At 65.5% G+C, this 16,995-nt stretch carries 20 protein-coding genes; 4 read left to right on the forward strand and 16 right to left on the reverse strand.

The window, feature by feature from the left end; genetic code table 11:
- The first annotated feature begins 368 nt into the window (after positions 1-368).
- The gene (gene rpoH / locus RM96_RS11460) at positions 369-1,271 is read left to right on the forward strand and encodes an RNA polymerase sigma factor RpoH (RefSeq protein WP_193752432.1); all 903 of its coding nucleotides are present in this window, start codon (positions 369-371) and stop codon (positions 1,269-1,271) included.
- A 70-nt stretch (positions 1,272-1,341) separates the two neighbouring features.
- Here rpoH and RM96_RS11465 read toward each other — a convergent pair whose 3' ends face one another.
- From RM96_RS11465 to RM96_RS11485, 5 genes are all read right to left on the reverse strand, one after another.
- Positions 1,342-1,962, reverse strand: a complete 621-nt coding sequence (locus tag RM96_RS11465) for an SCO family protein (protein ID WP_039010583.1) — start codon at positions 1,960-1,962, stop codon at positions 1,342-1,344.
- Positions 1,963-2,086: 124 nt separating this feature from the next.
- Positions 2,087-3,022, reverse strand: coding sequence for a heme o synthase (gene cyoE, locus RM96_RS11470; protein WP_039010584.1), 936 nt, complete (start codon positions 3,020-3,022; stop codon positions 2,087-2,089).
- Positions 3,019-4,122 carry a COX15/CtaA family protein gene (locus RM96_RS11475; protein WP_039010585.1) on the reverse strand — a complete coding sequence of 368 codons (1,104 nt, stop codon included), beginning with the start codon at positions 4,120-4,122 and terminating at the stop codon, positions 3,019-3,021. Before RM96_RS11475 ends, cyoE begins: the two co-directional genes overlap by 4 nt.
- A 16-nt stretch (positions 4,123-4,138) precedes the next feature.
- Positions 4,139-4,795 carry an SCO family protein gene (locus RM96_RS11480; RefSeq protein ID WP_039010586.1) on the reverse strand — a complete coding sequence of 219 codons (657 nt, stop codon included), beginning with the start codon at positions 4,793-4,795 and terminating at the stop codon, positions 4,139-4,141.
- 70 nt (positions 4,796-4,865) lie between these two features.
- On the reverse strand, positions 4,866-5,621 hold the full coding sequence (locus RM96_RS11485; RefSeq protein WP_039010588.1) for an SURF1 family protein: 756 nt from the start codon (positions 5,619-5,621) through the stop codon (positions 4,866-4,868).
- A gap of 102 nt (positions 5,622-5,723) precedes the next feature.
- Here RM96_RS11485 and RM96_RS11490 point away from each other — a divergent pair, with 102 nt between their 5' ends.
- A complete protein-coding gene (locus RM96_RS11490; protein WP_039010590.1) occupies positions 5,724-5,933 on the forward strand; it encodes a twin transmembrane helix small protein in 210 nt (69 codons plus the stop codon).
- Between the two features lie 120 nt (positions 5,934-6,053).
- Here the strand turns inward: RM96_RS11490 and RM96_RS11495 are convergent, their stop codons facing one another.
- The 8 genes from RM96_RS11495 to RM96_RS11525 form a co-directional block, all read right to left on the reverse strand.
- Positions 6,054-6,914 carry a cytochrome c oxidase subunit 3 gene (locus RM96_RS11495; protein ID WP_039010592.1) on the reverse strand — a complete coding sequence of 287 codons (861 nt, stop codon included), beginning with the start codon at positions 6,912-6,914 and terminating at the stop codon, positions 6,054-6,056.
- Positions 6,915-7,034: 120 nt separating this feature from the next.
- Complete coding sequence (locus RM96_RS11500; protein WP_039010594.1) at positions 7,035-7,259, reverse strand: DUF2970 domain-containing protein; 225 nt, start codon at positions 7,257-7,259, stop codon at positions 7,035-7,037.
- Positions 7,260-7,305: 46 nt separating this feature from the next.
- Entirely contained in the window at positions 7,306-7,926 is a 621-nt protein-coding gene (locus RM96_RS11505) for a cytochrome c oxidase assembly protein (protein ID WP_039010596.1), read from the reverse strand.
- 17 nt (positions 7,927-7,943) lie between these two features.
- On the reverse strand, positions 7,944-8,096 hold the full coding sequence (locus tag RM96_RS39325; protein WP_193752434.1) for a cytochrome oxidase small assembly protein: 153 nt from the start codon (positions 8,094-8,096) through the stop codon (positions 7,944-7,946).
- Between the two features lie 58 nt (positions 8,097-8,154).
- Positions 8,155-9,762, reverse strand: coding sequence for a cytochrome c oxidase subunit I (ctaD, locus tag RM96_RS11510; protein ID WP_039010598.1), 1,608 nt, complete (start codon positions 9,760-9,762; stop codon positions 8,155-8,157).
- A 38-nt stretch (positions 9,763-9,800) separates the two neighbouring features.
- Positions 9,801-11,066 (reverse strand): cytochrome c oxidase subunit II, encoded by a 1,266-nt coding sequence (coxB, locus tag RM96_RS11515; protein ID WP_039010600.1) that lies wholly within the window; start codon positions 11,064-11,066, stop codon positions 9,801-9,803.
- Between the two features lie 58 nt (positions 11,067-11,124).
- Complete coding sequence (locus RM96_RS11520; protein WP_039010601.1) at positions 11,125-11,634, reverse strand: DUF2244 domain-containing protein; 510 nt, start codon at positions 11,632-11,634, stop codon at positions 11,125-11,127.
- A 280-nt stretch (positions 11,635-11,914) separates the two neighbouring features.
- Positions 11,915-12,853, reverse strand: coding sequence for a methyltransferase domain-containing protein (locus tag RM96_RS11525; RefSeq protein ID WP_039010667.1), 939 nt, complete (start codon positions 12,851-12,853; stop codon positions 11,915-11,917).
- On the opposite strand from RM96_RS11525, the gene RM96_RS11530 reads away from it, so the two are divergent.
- Positions 12,842-13,696, forward strand: coding sequence for a ComF family protein (locus tag RM96_RS11530; RefSeq protein ID WP_082016513.1), 855 nt, complete (start codon positions 12,842-12,844; stop codon positions 13,694-13,696). The genes RM96_RS11525 and RM96_RS11530 overlap by 12 nt on opposite strands.
- A 96-nt stretch (positions 13,697-13,792) precedes the next feature.
- Positions 13,793-14,263, forward strand: a complete 471-nt coding sequence (gene trmL, locus RM96_RS11535) for a tRNA (uridine(34)/cytosine(34)/5-carboxymethylaminomethyluridine(34)-2'-O)-methyltransferase TrmL (protein ID WP_039010604.1) — start codon at positions 13,793-13,795, stop codon at positions 14,261-14,263.
- A gap of 8 nt (positions 14,264-14,271) precedes the next feature.
- Here the strand turns inward: trmL and RM96_RS11540 are convergent, their stop codons facing one another.
- The 3 genes from RM96_RS11540 to secB form a co-directional block, all read right to left on the reverse strand.
- Entirely contained in the window at positions 14,272-15,249 is a 978-nt protein-coding gene (locus RM96_RS11540; protein ID WP_039010606.1) for a Bug family tripartite tricarboxylate transporter substrate binding protein, read from the reverse strand.
- 33 nt (positions 15,250-15,282) lie between these two features.
- Positions 15,283-16,299: an NAD(P)H-dependent glycerol-3-phosphate dehydrogenase gene (locus tag RM96_RS11545; RefSeq protein WP_039010607.1), complete on the reverse strand. Its 1,017-nt coding sequence runs from the start codon at positions 16,297-16,299 to the stop codon at positions 15,283-15,285.
- 100 nt (positions 16,300-16,399) lie between these two features.
- Complete coding sequence (gene secB / locus RM96_RS11550; RefSeq protein WP_039010609.1) at positions 16,400-16,918, reverse strand: protein-export chaperone SecB; 519 nt, start codon at positions 16,916-16,918, stop codon at positions 16,400-16,402.
- Positions 16,919-16,995: the final 77 nt, after the last annotated feature.

Below are 16,995 nucleotides of genomic sequence, written 5' to 3' on the forward strand. Positions count from 1 at the left end.
CTCCGGTTTGTGGGGGATGCTGGCATGGTGCCGCAGCCGGCACCGCAGTTTCGAGTGTAGCGGCTGGCGCAACAGATCATCCCATGCGGATATAGAACCGTAACAGTTCCGGACGCTCTAACTCCAGTATGTCCGGCTACCGGTGTGCGGTAACCGGCGCCCCGTCGATGTAACACTATTTGATTCGCAACATCGATTGCCTGGAACTATTGACGCCATAAGGACTCCAACTTAGCACTCACCCGGCTTGAGTGCTAATATGTGTTGCAATGCCGTGCCGATCCTTACCGGGGAGACGGCGCGCCGGCAACCGAACCGCCGGATGCGAAAGGAGCTATTGAGTGAACGCAGTCCTATCTGCCGACCAGATGACGAACACCAGCCGTCTGCCGACGGCGCCCAAGAACGCCGGAAGCTTCGCGCTGACGCTTCCCGCCACACTGGGCAACCTGGAGAGCTATATCCAGGCTGTCCACCGTATTCCGCTGCTGACTGCCGAGGAAGAGCAGCGTCTCGCGCGCGAGCTGCGCGACCATGATTCGGTTGATGCCGCACGCCGCATGGTGATGTCTCACCTGCGCCTGGTGGTGTCGATCGCCCGCCAGTACCTGGGCTATGGCCTGCCGCACGCCGACCTGATCCAGGAAGGGAATATCGGCCTGATGAAGGCCGTGAAGCGGTTCGACCCGGACCAGGGCGTGCGCCTGGTGTCCTATGCCATGCACTGGATCAAGGCCGAGATCCACGAGTACGTGCTGAAGAACTGGCGCATGGTCAAGGTGGCCACCACCAAGGCGCAGCGCAAGCTGTTCTTCAACCTGCGCAGCCACAAGCAGGGTGCCCATACCTTCACGCCCGAACAGGTCGAGGCCGTTGCGCGCGAGCTCAACGTCAAGCCCGAGGAAGTGATGGAGATGGAAACCCGCCTGTCCGGCGGCGATCTGGCGCTGGAAGGCCAGATCGATGACGGCGAGGAAGAATTCGCCCCCATCGCCTACCTGGCGGACAACCACAACGAGCCCACTCGCGTGCTGGAGGCCAAGCGCCAGGACCGCATGCAGGTCGAGGGCCTGGAAGAAGCGCTGACGCGTCTCGACGAGCGCAGCCGCCGTATCATCGAAGCGCGCTGGCTGAACGTGAACGACGACGGCTCCGGCGGCTCCACGCTGCATGAGCTGGCCGACGAATTCGGCGTCTCCGCCGAGCGCATCCGCCAGATCGAATCGGCGGCCATGAAGAAGATGAAGGGCGCGCTGCAGGCATTCGCCTGATCGCAGCTCGGCGCCATGTAAAAAGGCCGGTCCACTGGACCGGCCTTTTGCATTCCGGAGCGCCGGAACCTTACGACAGCAATTGCTTGATGTCGTGCGCGATCGGCTCCGGGCCCTGCCCGTGGCGGATGAACAGGCGCAGCTTGCCGTCGGTGTCGAACACGTAGCTGCCGGCCGAGTGGTCCATCGTGTAGTTGTTCGGCGAGGTGCCCGGCACCTTGGCGTAGAACACCTTGAAGTCCTTCGCCACTTTCTGCAGGGCGGCGTCATCGGCCGGACGCATGCCCAGGAAGCGCGGATCGAAAGCCGGCACATACTGCGCCAGCAGGGCCTGTGTGTCGCGCTCGGGGTCGATGGTGACGAACAGCACCTGCACCTTGTCGGCATCCGGGCCGAGCTGCTCCATCACGGCCTTCAGCTCGGCCATGGTGGTCGGGCAGACGTCAGGGCAATGGGTGTAGCCGAAGAACATCACCACCACCTTGCCCTTGAAGTCGGCCATGGTGCGGACCTTGCCGTTGTGGTCGGTCAGCGAGAAATCCTTGCCGAAATCCGCGCCGCCGGTGATGTCGACATTGCGGAACGACGCCTTCTGCTGTCCGCAGGCGGCCAGCATCAGCGCGAGCAGTGCCAGCAGGGAGAATCGGCGGAACGCGGCAAACAGGCCGGAGGAGTGACTGGGCTTGGGCATGCGGGAGCGGAATTCGGAGGCGTGAAGCCGGGGCGGACGGAGGACGACTGCACGCAGTATCGCCCATTAGCCGCCTGGGTGCAGGACGCGCGACAAGATGTCGCAGGCCCTGCATCGCCGCAGGTCAGACCTGCGGCACGAACTTGAAGTAGTGGTCGACCAAAAGCGCTGCGAACAGCAGCGACAGGTACAGGATCGAGAAACGGAAGGTGCGTTGCGCCAGTTCGTCCGAGTAGTTGCGGTACATCTTCCATGCATACGCCAGGAAGGCGGCGCCGAGCACCAGCGCCGCGGCCAGATAGATGTAGCCGCTCATGCCGTAGACAAACGGCAGCAGCGTCGCCGCGATCATGATCAGCGTGTACAGCAGGATGTGCAGCAGCGTGTAGCGCTCGCCGTGGGTCACGGGCAGCATCGGCAGCCCGGACTTCGCATAGTCCGCGCGGCGGTACAGGGCCAGCGCCCAGAAGTGCGGCGGCGTCCAGGTGAAGATGATCAGCACGAGGAACCAGGCTTCGGCCGGCACGTCGCCGGCCACGGCAGCCCAGCCCAGTGCGGGCGGCATGGCGCCCGACAGGCCACCAATCACGATGTTCTGCGGCGTCGCGGGCTTGAGCAGGATGGTGTAGACGACGGCGTAGCCAAGGAAGGTGGCGAAGGTCAGCCACATCGTCAGGTCATTGGCGAACACATGCAGCAGCCACATGCCGGCGCCACCGAGGATGGCGGAAAACACCAGCGTCTGCGGGGTGGTGATCTCGCCGGTGGCGGACGGGCGCCAGGCGGTGCGGCGCATCAGCGCGTCGATCTTCTGCTCGACCAGGCAATTGATGGCGAACGCGGCGCCCGCCAGCAGCCAGATGCCGGCCGCGCCACCGATCAGCACGCGCCACGGCACCATGCCCGGCGTGGCCAGGAACATGCCGATGATGGCGCAGAACACCGCCAGCTGCGTCACGCGCGGCTTGGTCAGGGCGGCATATTGCCGGGCCAGGTGCCGTAACCGGCCCACGGAATGGGATTGTGTAGCAGTAACCACGGGAGGGGTTTTGTCTTTCATGTGGCGCGAGCGGCAGTCGGCACCTCGGAGGCGGCGCCGGCGGGTCGGGTCGCGAGCCCTATATTGTAGTTGAGGCGGACCAGCAGCAGCAGGAGCACCGCCGCGCCCCCGTTGTGGGCCACGGCAGCTACCAGCGGCCAGTCAAACACGATGTTGGACATCCCGGTCGCGAGCTGCAGCGCCAGCGCCGCCAGCAGCCAGCCGGAAGCACGGTCCAGCCCGTCGAAACGGCGCGCGCGCAGGCCGAACCAGGCCAGGTAGGCCAGCACCACGAAGGCGAAGCCGCGGTGCACCCAGTGGATCGCCACCAGCGCCGCGTGCGGGATGTAGTCGCCAGCGGCCGTCATGCCAAGCTGGCGCCAGAACGTGAAGCCGTGGACGAAGTCCATCTCCGGCACTAGTTGCCCGTTGCACAGCGGGAAGTCGGTGCAGGCCAGCACTGCATAGTTGGTGCTCACCCAGCCGCCCAGGAAGATCTGGACCACCAGCAGCAGCAGCGCCGCCCGCGCGGGCCAGCGCAGGCCGCCTGCCTGAGGCGCCACCGGATGCGGCGGATCGTTGCGCGAGCCCAGCCAGATCAGCGACGCCAGCAGGGCCATGCCGAGCATCAGGTGTGTCACCACGATGATCGGCTGCAGCTTCATCGTCACCGTAAAGGCGCCGAATGCGCCCTGCACGCACACCAGCAGCAGCACACCGGTGGCGAACCACGGCGACTGCTTCAGTTCGCGGCGCTTGACCCACGCCAGTACCATCAGCGTGATGATCAGCACCCCGACCGCCATCGCGAAGTAGCGGTGGACCATCTCGATCCAGGCCTTGGCCAGCGTTACCGGGCCGCTGGGCATTGCCGTTTCGGCGGCCCAGATCGGCTCCATCGCGGTATGCGGATTGGAATGGCCATAGCAGCCGGGCCAGTCGGGGCAGCCAAGCCCAGAATCGGTCAGCCGTGTGAAGCTGCCGAACATGATCAGGTCCAGCGTCAGGAACGCGGTGATCCAGACCAGCTTGCGGTACTTGTTGCGATCGCCCTTCACCAGCACGTAGGAGAGCGGGAACAGCGCGATCAGGATGCCGATGATGGCGAGTTGAAGCAGCATGCCAGTGGACCCCGTGTCAGCCGATGCGCGAAACCTTGAGCAGCTTCTTCAGGTCGCCGCTCATCTTCTTCGGATCGGGGTCTTTCGGAAAACGCATCATGAGGTTGCCCAGCGGGTCGACCATGAAGATGGTGTCCTCGGCGCGCCCGCCCTTCTCCGCCGGCAACCACTGCTGCGCGATCCTGCGGTCGATGCGCAGGAAGCGCACGCCGGCATAGGGCTCGTTGTAGGCCGCGGTCAGGCGCTCATCGATGGCGCCGTCGTCGGTAATCAGCCATACCGGCACGATGCGCTCGCGGTCCTGTCCCTGCCCGGCCCGGATCTGGCGGATGGTGAACAGCTTCTTTGCGCAGGCCTCGTCGCAGGCGGCCGGGTCGGTCGTCACCAGCAGCCACTTGCCGCGCAGGCTCTCCAGCGGCACGGCCTCGCCCCGCTCATTGGTCACGCGCACCGGCGGCATCGGGCGCTGCGGATCGATCAGCGCGCCATAGTTGGTGGCACCGCCGACAGGCTTGAACACATAGAAGGTCAGGTACGAGGCGATCACCGGCGAGGCGCAGACCAGCAACAGCAGCAGCATCTGGAGGCGGCCGCGGCGCGTGCGCGCGTCAATGCGGGAGTCCGGCGGCGATGCCGTGGCGGCCGGGGCCGGAGCGGAGTCTTGCTGTGGCATGGGTACGTCTGTGTTCCGTTTGTCCGAGTCCGCGCGCGCCCGCGGGCGCACGCGCATGTATCCAAGTGTCCTAGTGCCCTGTTCCGGCGGCAAGCCGGCGCGCACGCCGCCAGCCCAGCACGATCACCAGCACCAGCGTGAGCGCCGCCAGGCCGAACCACTGGAAGGCGTAGCCATAGTGCCGGTCCGCGCCGAAGTCAGCGGGCGCCCAGTCGCGCGCCAGGCCATCGCCGGTATCGGTGCGCTGCTCGATGACGAGCGGCTGCAGGGGAAGGCCCAGTTCGGCGGCAAATGCCGCCAGATCCACGTTCTGGCGGATCTTGTTGCCGGCTTCGGCGCTGGCAGCCTGGCCGAGACTATAGACCTTTGGCACCGCCGTCAGTGCTGTGCCTTCCAGCGTGATCTCGCCATCCGGCGTGGGGAACGGCGCGATGCGCAAGCGGTCCTCTGCGTCGCGCGGCAGCCAGCCGCGCAACACCAGCACGCCGCGCATGGCGCCGGCATCACCCCGGATCTGCAGCGGCGTCAGCACCAGGAAGCCGGCACGGGTATCGCTGCCGTTGCCGTGGGGGCGATTATCCAGCAAGACGGTGTGCGCCGTGTCGAATCGCCCTGTCACGCGCACGGCCCGGTCGGTCACGGCTTGCGACAGCGGCGCGGCGGTCAGCACCACCGGCGGCTGCGCGGCCAGGGCTTCCAGCCGCGCGGCGCGCGCCAGCTTTTCATGTGCGCGGTTGAGCTGCCAGTTGCCCAGCGCGCAGGTGACGGCTATCACCACCACGGCGGCGGCCGTCGGCAGCGGGCTTAACACGCGCCACGGTTTCATCACAAGACCTCGCCGGGTGCCGACCGAGGCGCGGCGCCGATGCGATAATATGACTTTCCGCCAACGAGACCGCGGCACCAACCGTGGCAACCTCGCCCCGCCATGCGCATTGTCATCATCGTTGCCTTCATCCTTATCATCGGCAGCCTGGCCTCCGCCCTGTTCTTCATGATGCGCGACCGCGGCCGCACGCCCAACATGATGCGCTCGCTGATGTTCCGCGTCGGCTTCTCGATCGCGCTGTTCCTGTTCATCCTGTTTTCGAACTGGATGGGATGGATTCACAGCACCGGCATCCGCATGAATCCCTGAAGCAGACGGGAACCGCAAAAAACAAGCGCCGCAGGCTGGTCATCCTCCTGCGGCGCTTCTCTTTTGCGGTTCCCGCCGGCAGGCCATGATGAGGCCGCCGGCGGGTACAACGGTCGCTGCTTACAGCCAGTAGACCACGACGTAGAGGAACAGCCACACCACGTCAACGAAGTGCCAGTACCAGGCCGCGCCTTCGAAGGCGAAGTGGTGATCGGGGGTGAAGTGGCCCTTCAGCACGCGGATCAGCACCACGGTCAGCATGATCGCGCCCATGGTCACGTGGAAGCCGTGGAAGCCCGTCAGCAGGAAGAAAGTCGAACCATAAATGCCCGAGGACAGCTTCAGGTTCAGCTCCGAATAGGCGTGCATGTACTCGTACGCCTGGAAGCACATAAAGATCGCGCCCAGCAGGATGGTCAGCACCAGGCCCTGGATCAGCTGGCTGCGCTTGCCGGCCAGCAGCGCGTGGTGCGCCCAGGTCAGCGTCAGGCCTGACATCAGCAGCAGCGCGGTGTTGATAGTCGGGATCGGCCACGGACCCATGGTCTGGAAGCTTTCCACCACGCCGGCCGGGCCAGTGTTGGGCCATACGGCGGCAAAGTCGGGCCACAGGATCTTGTTGTTCAGGTCGCCCAGCCACGGCATGGCGATGGTGCGGGCATAGAACAGCGCGCCGAAGAAGGCCGCGAAGAACATCACTTCGGAGAAGATGAACCAGCCCATCGACCAGCGGAACGACAGGTCGATGTTCTTGCCGTACATGCCCCCTTCCGATTCGCTGATGGCGTCGCCAAACCAGCTCTTGAGCACGAACAGGAACCACACCAGGCCGATGCCGCACAGGTACGGTGCCCAGGCTTGTCCGTTCACCCAGCCGGCGGCGCCGGCGCCGGTCATCAGCAGGCCGAAGGCTGCCGTGACCGGGTGACGCGACGGGCCCGGTACGAAGTAGTACGGAGCGTTTGCGCGGTTCGCACTCATTCTTTTATCTCCAGCTCAGAGTCTTTGATTCAGTAATCGTTATTGGCGCATCCGGCCACCCGCCCCTCTGGGCCGGCCGGCGGCACTGCTTTTTGCTTTCTGTCTACCCTACCTGCCCTGCTATGCCGCGGCGTTGCCGACCACGGCGCGTACGATGAAGATCAGCACCGTGATGAACACCGCCACGGCAATCAGCCCGGCGATGATCACGTGGACCGGATTCAGCCGCGCCATGTCGTTCTCGTGATCCGCGCCTTTGCGCAGTCCGATAAACGACCACAGCACCGCCCGCATGGTCTGCGCAAACGACATCTTGCGTTTGACCGCGTCCTTCAGCTCATCCACGGCACGTCCTCCAGACTGCTTTCAACCTGCACGAACCGCCGCTGCCTCAGATCCCCTTGCCCGCCGGCGCCGGTTCGGCCTCCAGCTGGCCCTGCGGCGCCTGCGCCACCGGGGTGCCCACCTCGAAGAAGGTGTACGACAGCGTAATGCTCTTTACATCCTTGGGCAGCGCCGGATCGATCACGAACACCACCGGCATCTCCCGCGCTTCCTTCGCCTTGAGCGTCTGCTGCTTGAAGCAGAAGCACTCCAGCTTCTTGAAATACTCGGTCGCCTGCTTGGGCGCGTAGCTCGGGATGGCTTGCGCGGAGATATCGCGCGACTGTCCGTTGGCCACTTCGTAGACGATCGTCGTCATCTCGCCCGGATGCACTTCCATGCTGTTCTTCACCGGCCGGAAGGCGAAGGGCCCGCGCGCGTTCGAATCGAACTCCACCGTAATGGTGCGGCTCTTGTCGACCTGCGTGTTCTTCACCGAACCGCCGTACAGGTCGCGCGTCGTCACCACGTTCAGGCCGGTGATGTCGCAGATCTTCTTGTACAGCGGCACCAGCGCGTAGCCGAAGCCGAACATCAGCGTCACGATCACGATCAGCCGCAGCATCATGCCGCGGTTGAATCGCCGCTCGGCTTCCCGACTTGCCTGGTCCTGCTGGTCGACGCTCATCTCACTACCCTGCAGCTTCAGCCAAGGAACACCATCTTGGCGAAGAACCCCAAAAAGAAAACCACCACGATGGAAAACAGGATCAGGCCAAGGCGCCGGTTGGCGGCTTTCTGGTCCCGTTGCGATGGGTTTTTGTCTGGAGACTGCGTCATTGCTGCTACTGCCTTCATCTGCCGGCCCGGGAGGCGGACCTGGTCCGCCTCCCGGGCCTTGTTGCGTGACTACCGCTTAACGGACTTGCGGCGGCACTTCAAAGGTGTGGAACGGCGCCGGCGACGGCACGGTCCACTCCAGGCCCTCGGCGCCTTCCCAGGGCTTGTCTCCGGCCGGCTGGCCGCCACGATAGGACGGGAGCACCACGAAGAAGAAGAAATACACCTGCATCAGGCCGAAGCCCAGTGCCCCGATGGATGCGATCGCGTTGAAGTCCGCGAACTGGGTCGGGTAGTCGGCATAGCGACGCGGCATGCCGGCCAGACCCAGGAAGTGCATCGGGAAGAAAGTGACATTGAAGAAGATGATCGAGCCCCAGAAGTGGATCTGGCCGCGGGTTTCGTTGTACATGAAACCGCTCCACTTCGGACCCCAGTAGTAGAAGCCCGCGAACAGCGCGAACAGCGAGCCGGCCACCAGCACATAGTGGAAGTGCGCCACGATGAAGTAGGTGTCCTGCAGCTGGATGTCGATCGGGGCCACGGCCGGCATCAGGCCGGTGAAGCCGCCGATGGTGAACACGAAGATGAAGCCGATCGAGAACAGCATCGGGGTCTCGAAGGTCATCGAGCCCTTCCACATGGTGGCGATCCAGTTGAATATCTTCACGGCCGTCGGCACCGCGATCAGCATGGTCGCGTACATGAAGAACAGCTGGCCGGTCACCGGCATGCCGGTCGTGAACATGTGGTGGGCCCACACGATGAACGACAGGATGGCGATCGAGGCGGTGGCGTACACCATCGAGCTGTAGCCGAACAGGCGCTTGCGGGCAAACGCCGGCACCACCTGCGAGACGATCCCGAAAGCCGGCAGGATCATGATGTACACCTCGGGGTGGCCGAAGAACCAGAAGATGTGCTGGTACATCACCGGGTCACCACCGCCCGCGGCCGAGAAGAAGCTCGTGCCGAAGTGGCGGTCGGTCAGCACCATGGTGATGGCGCCGGCCAGCACGGGCATCACGGCGATCAGCAGGTAGGCGGTGATCAGCCAGGTCCAGCAGAACATCGGCATCTTCATCAGCGTCATGCCGGGGGCGCGCATGTTGAGGATGGTCACGATGATGTTGATCGAGCCCATGATCGACGACGCGCCCATGATGTGCATCGCGAAGATGGCCATGTCCATGCCCGGGCCCATCTGCACCGACAGCGGCGCGTACAGGGTCCAGCCGGCGGCGGTGGCGCCGCCCGGGGCGAAGAACGAGCCGGCCAGCAGCAGGGCCGCGGGCGGCAACAGCCAGAAGCTGAAGTTGTTCATGCGGGCGAAGGCCATGTCGGACGCGCCGACCTGCAGCGGGATCATCCAGTTGGCGAAGCCCACGAAGGCCGGCATGATCGCGCCGAACACCATCACCAGACCATGCATGGTGGTGAACTGGTTGAACAGCTCGGGGCGGAAGAACTGCAGGCCCGGCTCGAACAGCTCGAGGCGGATCAGCAGCGCCAGCACGCCGCCCGACAGCAGCATGATGAACGAGAACAGCAGGTACAGCGTACCGATGTCCTTGTGGTTGGTGGCAAACAGCCAGCGGCGCCAGCCATGCGGATGATCGTGGGCGTGATCATCATGCGCGTGGTCGTGCGGATGGGCGATCGCGTCCGGGGTAGCAGTACTCATCGCAAATGCTCCTCTAATCCTGTTCTTTCTTCAGCGAGTCAGCCTGCAACGCGGCTGTCCGCGAGGCTGGCCTGCTTGTCTGCTGTCTTGTCGGCGGGCGTGGCCTGCGCCTTCGGGGCGGCATCGCCGCCGGCGCCGCCGCCCTCCGGGAACTTGCCCGCGCGGGCATTCACGAAATCGCTCGGCTGGATCACTTCGCCGGTCTTGTTACCCCAGCTGTTGCGGGTGTAGGTCATGACCGATGCGAGCTCGGTGTCGGACAGATGCTTCCAGATCGGCATCGCGTTCTTGCCTTCCAGCAGGATGTGCATCTGGCCGGCCTTCGGGCCGTTCACGATCTTGGAGCCGTCCAGCGCCGGGAAGGCGCCGCCGCCCTTGCCGTTCGGCTGGTGGCAGACCGCGCAGTTGGTGGCATAGACCTTCTCGCCGCGGACCTTCATTTCGTCCAGGGTCCAGGTCTTGTTGGGGTCGTCGGCCTTGGCGGCCAGTTCCTTCTTCTTGCCGTCCACCCACTTGGTGTAGTCGGCGTCGGACACCACGCGCACCACGATCGGCATGAAGGCGTGTTCCTTGCCGCACAGCTCGGCGCACTGGCCGCGGTACACGCCGATCTTCTCGGCCTTGAACCAGGTGTCGCGCACGAAGCCGGGGATCGCATCCTGCTTGACGCCGAAGGCCGGGATCATCCAGGCGTGGATCACGTCATTGGCGGTGGTGACGATGCGGACCTTCTTGTTGACGGGCACCACCAGTTCGTTGTCCACCTCCATCAGGTAGGTGTTCGACTTGGGCTGCTCGTTGTTGATCTGCTCGCGCGGCGTGGTCAGGGTCGACACGAAGGAAATGCCTTCGCCCTCGCCCTTCAGGTAGTCATACCCCCACTTCCACTGGTAGCCGGTGGCCTTGATGGTGATGTCGGAGTTGGTGGTGTCCTTCATGGCCACCACGGTCTTGGTGGCCGGCAGGGCCATGGCGATCACGATCAGGAACGGGACGATGGTCCAGATCACTTCGACCGTGATGCTTTCGTGGAAGGAGGCAGGCTTGGCACCCTTGGCCTTGCGGTGCGTGAACACGGAATAGAACATCACCCCGAACACGGCAACAAAGATCACCGTGCAGATGATCAGCATCATCCAGTTCAGCCAGTGAATCTGCTCGGCGATCTTGGTGACCGGCTCGGTCAGGTTGAGCTGCCGTACGGCGGGGCCGCCCGGCATGTCACTGACCGCGGAGGCCGCATGGCTGGCAAGCAGGGACGCGCCCGCCAGACAAGCTGCGGATGCCTTCTTCCACATTTTCATTTGTTATCTACCCAATTTACAGATTCAGATCTGTCCCCGCCTCCGCCCCCGCCACCTCTCAGAGGCGGCGCAGGACCGCTGCGAGCTCCTGCGCGAACTTGCGCCGCCTGTACGGGTCCACGTAACACCCCACCTGCACAGCGCGCTTGCCCGACCGCAGAGTCACCAGCGCCCGGACCGATTCACCCAGCTCGACCCGCACCCAGTGCGGGTTGAATTCCTGGCGCGTCACCCGCGTGCCGCTGGCTGTCTCCACGACCAGCATGCCGTCGGTAATACTGACGCGCTCATAGTCCGTCGCATGCCGCGCATACACAAGCAGAGCAATCCCCAGCCCGAGCAGGTCCAGGCCGGCGAAAGGCAGCACGAGCCAGGACCCCTGCCACGCGAAAAACAACGCGATGACAAGCGAGACAGTGAAGATCGAGAGGTAAAACCAGCCGACCTGGCGTGGAGAAAGCGAGCAATTCCGCTTCATCAGCCAGTCGGTGGGCGCGGGGGGAGGTCCGTCGAGATTTCCGCCGGAGTCACCACTTGCCGTCTGGAATGCGATACCCAAGTCTTGCATCGCCAACCACTCTGCATCGGATGCACGCCCGGGACGATTGCGCCGAGGGTGCACTTGCGAGTGCAAATTCCAGGGCGTTCTTGTGCCAGGGGACCACTGCGACAAACTGGCGCATTATAGGGCGCTTCCCATACTCGGACAAGGCCACTACTTGACCACAAGGCTTGCGTGCCCCAAGGTTTTATGCATTGGCACAACAACTGATATCGCCTTCCAGGCCGCGCCAGCACTGCGTTGGCGGGAAATTCCGCTCAACGCAAGGTTAACTCTGTTTTAACCGTCAGCCACGCGGCCGCGCCCTGCCGATCTTGTCCAGCGGCACCACCGCCCGGCCCAGTTCGTCGACCGCCTGGCCGCCGCGCGGCGGCAGTTTCCAGGCATGCCCGTAGACAATCTCGAAGGTCAGCGGGATCACACCCTCAGCGTTGCGCTGTCTCGCCAGCGCCGCCAGCAGCGCCTGGTACCAGCGGCGGCCACGCAGCCCGCCCGGGCCGGCCGTCCTGAGTCCGCCGAAGGCCTGCACTTCCCGCAGCAGCGTCTCGGGCGATTCGTAGGTGACCGTCAGGGTTTCCATGTCCATCACCGGCGTGGACCAGCCGCTGTGCACGAGCATGTCGCCGATATCGTGCATGTCGACAAATCGCAACGTATGAGGCGCGTTGTCGACTTCCGCGAACGCCGCGCGGAGCTCCTTCAGCGTATCGGGCCCGAACAGCGAGAACAGCACCAGCCCTTCGTCGCGCGTGACCCGGTGCCATTCCGGAAAGACGCGATGCGGCTCGGGAAACCAGTGCAGCGCCAGGTTGGACCACAACAGGTCGAAGCTCGCGGCACTAAAAGGCAATGTGGCAAGATCGCCCTGGACCAGGTCGAACAGCGGCCGCTTGCCGAGCATGCGGCCGATCCAGCCGGGGCGGCGCTGCGGATCGCGCTGTCCGGCCTCGCTCAGCATCGCCCCCGAAACGTCGAGCCCCGCGATCTGCGCATCCGGAAAGCGGGCGCGCAGTGCGGCCAGGCCCTGGCCATGCCCGCAGCCGATATCGAGCGCGCGCTGCGGCGCCAGGCGGATCACTTCCATGCGTTCCTGCATGCGTTGCCCGATCTCGCCCAGCAGGAAATCGAGCTTGCCGAAGCTGGCGCTGCGCCGGTCAAAGGCAAGCCGGGTCAGCCGCGTGGGCGGCAGGAAGGCATCGGGAGAATCGGCAGCATGCAGGGACACGGACGGGAAAGCCAGCAAAAGGACAAAGAAGCGGCCGGAGATCCGGCCGTGCGAGGCAGCCGCCGATGGCGCATTGCGGCTGGACGGCAAGTATACGCGCGCCTCGCGGAACTCGTCGGACCGGCCTTCGGCGCACACCGTGGCCACGTGCTTCCGGGTGCCTTGTGCGCCCTGCTGCCGTGCCAGTGCACGCTGTGCGGCGCCGTGCAGGACGACGTAGTCTGCCGGCAGTGTGCCGGCGACCTGCTGCGCCCGGTTTCCCGCTGTCCGGTCTGCGCGCTGGCCCGCAAGCGCAACCAGCCTTGTGCGGCATGTGCGACCGGCCAGCCCGCCTTTGATCATGCCTGCACCCTTGGCGACTACGCGCCGCCGCAGGATGGGCTGGTCCTCGCGCTGAAGTTCGGCAACGTGCTGCCGCTGGCAGGCTGGCTCGCCGCGGCGCTGGCCGCGCGTCTGCCCGCCGCGTGGGCCGCTGCGCACCTGCGGCCGCCCGACCTGCTCGCACCGGTGCCGCTGTCCCCGCAACGGCTGGCGGAGCGCGGCTTCAACCAGGCATGGGAGATCGCCCGGCCGCTCGCACGCGCGCTCGGGCTGCCGAGCGATCCTGTCCTGCTGCGACGCCGGCGCGACACCGCGACCCAACACACGCTGGACCTCGCATCGCGCCAGGTGAACCTGCGCGATGCATTCCGCCTGAGCCGGCCGCGTTCCCTCGCAGGCCGCCATGTTGCGCTGGTGGATGATGTGATGACTTCGGGCGCCACCCTGGACGAAGCCGCGCGCATGCTCAAGGCGCACGGCGCGGCCCGGGTGAGCGTTATCGTCGCACTGCGCACACCATGAAGCCGATGGCCGGGTGACAGCCCGCCATGCGCGCGGTAAGCTGCGCACCGATTTTCACGCAGGGTGCCCCCTGCTCCAGCCAAGGAAGCCCGCACCATGTTCAACGTTGTTCTGGTCGAACCGGAGATTCCGCCCAACACGGGCAATGTGATCCGCCTGTGCGCCAATACCGGCGCGCAGCTGCATCTGGTCAGGCCACTGGGATTTCCGCTGGAGGACGCGCGCATGCGCCGCGCCGGGCTGGATTACCACGAGTTCGCCACCATGCGCGTGCATGACAGCTGGGACGCCATGATGGCCAGCGAGCAGCCCGATCCGTCGCGGATGTTCGCGCTGACCACGCACGGCTCGACGCCCTTCGGGCAGGTCAGCTTCGCGCCTGGCGACTGGTTTGTATTTGGCTCAGAGACACGCGGCCTGGCACCCGAGCGGCGCGAGTGGTTTCCCGCTGCGCAGCGCATCCGCCTGCCGATGCGGCCGAACAACCGCAGCCTGAATCTTTCAAATACCGTCGCCGTGGTGGTGTTCGAGGCCTGGCGCCAGAACGGCTTTGCAGGCGGCAGCTAAGACAGTTCTTATTCCGGCTGGACGCCGGCCGCTCGGATCACCTTGTCCCAGCGCGCCTTCTCGCTCGCCATGGTCTGGCGCAGCGAAGCGGGGGCCGTGCCGGCCGGCACGAAATACTGCGCACGCATTTTCTCGCGCACGTCCGTGCTGCCGATGATCGCCACCAGTTCATGGTAGAGCCGGTCGATGATCGCCTGCGGCGTGCCCGCGGGAGCCAGCACCGCCTGCCAGGAAATCGCCTCGAATCCCGGATAGCCCGATTCGGCCACCGTCGGCACCGACGGCAGGACCGCGGTGCGCCCTGTGCTCGTCACCGCAAGAATGCGCAGCTTGCCGGCATTGACCTGCGGCATGGCGATCGCCGGGACCATGAAGCCGGCCTGGATCTGTCCGCCCACCATCGCCGTCGTGATCTGCGAAAAGCCGGGATACGGCACATGCTGCAGGTCGATGCCGGCCATCGCCTTGAGCTGCTCCATCGCCAGGTGCGCGGCGCTGCCGTTGCCGACCGAGCCATAGTTGAGCTGCCCTGGCTTCGACTTCGCCAGCGCAACGAACTCGCGCAGGTTATGCACCGGCAGCCGCGCGTCGACCACCAGCACATTGGGCGAGGTCGCCACCAGCGTCACCGGCGCCAACTGGCGGAACGGATCGTAGTTCAGGTTGCGCGACAGCGTGGGCGCCGTCACCAGCGGCCCGTTGATCGTGAACAGCAGCGTGTAGCCGTCGGGCGCGGCCTTCGCGACCATGCCAGTGCCGATATTGCCGCCGGCACCCGGCCGGTTCTCCACCACCACCGGCTGCCCGAGCACGGCCGCCAGCTTTTCCGTGAGGATGCGCGCGATCAGGTCGGGCGACGAACCCGCCGGAAACGGCACGACCATGCGCAGCGGCCTGGACGGCCACGGCTGGGCGAAGACATTGGCGGATGCGCCTGCGGCGCAGGCGGCGGCGAGCGCGATCAGCGCTTGGCGGCGGGAAGGCATGTGGCGGTGGAGAACGGCTGAAGGGTTGGCGGGCTATTCGTCGCGCGCATCGCGCTGGAGCAGTTGCGCTACGGCATCGGCAGCGCTCAACCCATCGAACAGGACGGCACACACGGCCCGCGCAATCGGCATCTCGACATTGTGCGCCGCGGCCAGAGCTGCCACCGCCTGCGCGCAGCGCACGCCTTCGGCCACGTGTCCGAGCCCGGCCAGGACCTGCTCCAGGCTCTGCCCGGCAGCCAGCTGCTGGCCGACCTTGCGATTGCGCGAGAGATCGCCGGTCGCGGTCAGGATCAGGTCGCCGACACCGGCCAGGCCCATGAACGTCTCGACCCGGCCGCCAAGCGCGAGCCCGAGCCGCGTCATCTCCGCCAGTCCGCGCGTGACCAGCGCCGCACGGGCGTTCAGCCCCAGCCCGAGGCCATCGCTGGCGCCAGTGGCGATCGCCAGCACGTTCTTGACCGCGCCGCCGACCTCAACCCCGGTCAGGTCATCGCTGCCGTAGACGCGCATGGCGTGGTGATGGAAGGCGGCCTGCGCACGGTCCGCCAGCGCCGGCACGCTGGCGGCCACCGTCAGCGCGCACGGCAAGCCCTGCGCCACCTCGCGGGCAAAGCTCGGGCCGGTCAGCACGCCGTAGTCAAAGCCATCGTGCCGGCCGGCGGCATCCAGCTCTTCGCGCACCATCTGGTGCGGCAGCGCATGCGTGCCGGCTTCGAAACCCTTGCACAGCCATAGCATCGATACCGGCTTGTCACTGCGCGTGGCGAGGCGGCGTGTCATTTCGCGCAGCCCCGATACCGGCGTCGCCACGATCACCAGGCCGTCGGGATCATCCGCGGCGTGGCTGACGGCGCGCTCGAAATCGGCCTCAACGGCCAGCCGTTCCGACAATTTCACCCCGGCCAGGTAGGCCTGATTGACGTGCGTCGCGCCAATTTCCGCAAGCTGCGCGGGGTCGCGGCCCCACAGCACCACGTCATTGGTGGCAGCAGCGTGGCTGGCGAGAGCAGTGCCCCAGGCACCGGCACCGAGGAAAGTAAGTTTCATGGCAGCTCGAACGGAGGGTCGGCGCAGTCGATGGTAGTCCGGGTCTCAGAAAAGGCAAAACGGGGCCGCAGCCCCGTTTTGACGTGCCGGACGCCTGGAATCAGTGGCGGGCCTGGCTGCCGTCGGGCATCACGATGCCGCTGTTGCCGCCTTCGGCTGCCTGGGCTTCTTCCATGGCGGCCTGCAAGCGCTGCTCGTACAGGGCCTGGAAGTTGATTTCCGACAGGTGGATGGCCTGGAAGCCGGCACGGGTGATCACGTCGGCGATGTTGCCGCGCAGGTACGGGTAGAGGATGGTCGGGCAGGCGATGCCCAGCAGCGGATCAAGCTGCTCGACCGGCACGTTGCGGATATCGAAGATACCGGCCTGGTGGGCTTCCACCAGGAACGCAACCTTGTCCTGGACCTTGGTTGTCACGGTGCCCGTCACCACCACTTCGAAGATGCCTTCCTGCAGCTGCGATGCGGCCACGTTGACCTGCACTTCCACCGACGGCGCTTCCGATTCGAGGAAGATGCCCGGCGAGTTGGGCTGCTCGAGCGACATGTCCTTGAGGTACACGCGCTGGATGTTGAAGAAGGGTTGATCTTCCTGCTGGGTGTTTTGCTGGTCGCTCATGAAAGGCTTCCGGAATGATGGGCGTTGGGCGCGGTGGTGCGGTCAGCGGCAGCCGTTGACGGCGCGGGTCGGCGCCC

Source organism: Cupriavidus sp. IDO (assembly GCF_000812465.1).
Taxonomy (GTDB): Bacteria; Pseudomonadota; Gammaproteobacteria; order Burkholderiales; family Burkholderiaceae; genus Cupriavidus.